Below are 872 nucleotides of genomic sequence, written 5' to 3' on the forward strand. Positions count from 1 at the left end.
TCGCCGAGTTCGCCGCCTGGCACGTCCGTATCCGCAGGCACCTTCGCCACGATCTCTCTACCGCGTTGGCTATCGTCAAGATGGCAGTCCAGCGTGGGTTCAACGATGAGGCGGACAAGCACATCTCCACGATCAGCGCATGGCTCTACCCGGGCAACGTCGCAACGATCAAGCTGCGCCGGTTCACAAAGGCGGTGACATCGTTGGTTGGGTACGCGCACGGGTCGGACATTCTCTATGACGATGACGGCGACTTCGAGGTAACTACCAGCCCGAGCGACATACACCGGGCTTTGCTCAACGCGCTGATCAATGCAGCGGAAGCGCAACGTGTGTCGGGTAGCGACGGCGATATCCGCGTGCACGTTGGAAGCGACTTCATCAGGATCACGAATCCAGCCAACCGCAAGGACCGTAGAATGGTGCTGCGCTCGAACGGTTCTACCAAAGGGAACGGACGCGGCACCGGTCGTGGGTCAATCGCCCGGAGCGTTGCTCGTATTGGCTGGACGGTCGAGTACGCCGTTGAAGGCGAGACAGTTGTTACCACATTGCGCTGGCCGGACGTGGAGTGCTACGATCAAGACGACGAAGGAGCCAAGGACGATGTGCAAGCAAAGCCACAGCCAAGCTGAGGAACGCGACCGCGCGGGGACCTGCTGCGTAGGCGACACCTCGTGCGACGGGTCACTGAAACGCAGGCCCACGATCCTGTTAGTCGACGACGACAAGGATATCGTGGAAATGCTGCGGGACCAGATCGAGCACCACGGCAATACTAGCGTTGAGATCTTCACAGCCCTCGGCGCCGAGCACGCCCTAGCCATCCTACGCCAGCGCGAGATCGACCTGATGGTATGCGACCACTACCT

2 protein-coding genes are annotated in these 872 nt (G+C 60.4%); both read left to right on the forward strand.

All coding sequences use genetic code 11. The features are described 5' to 3' along the window. The coding region (locus GTN70_09365) for a hypothetical protein (protein NIO17191.1) at positions 1-635 on the forward strand (635 nt) is incomplete at its 5' end. Next, positions 607-872 (forward strand): hypothetical protein (locus GTN70_09370; protein ID NIO17192.1); only part of this gene is annotated, 266 nt, incomplete at its 3' end. The genes GTN70_09365 and GTN70_09370, both read left to right, overlap by 29 nt.

Source organism: Deltaproteobacteria bacterium, assembly GCA_011773515.1.
Taxonomy (GTDB): domain Bacteria; phylum Desulfobacterota; class Deferrimicrobia; order J040; family J040; genus WVXK01.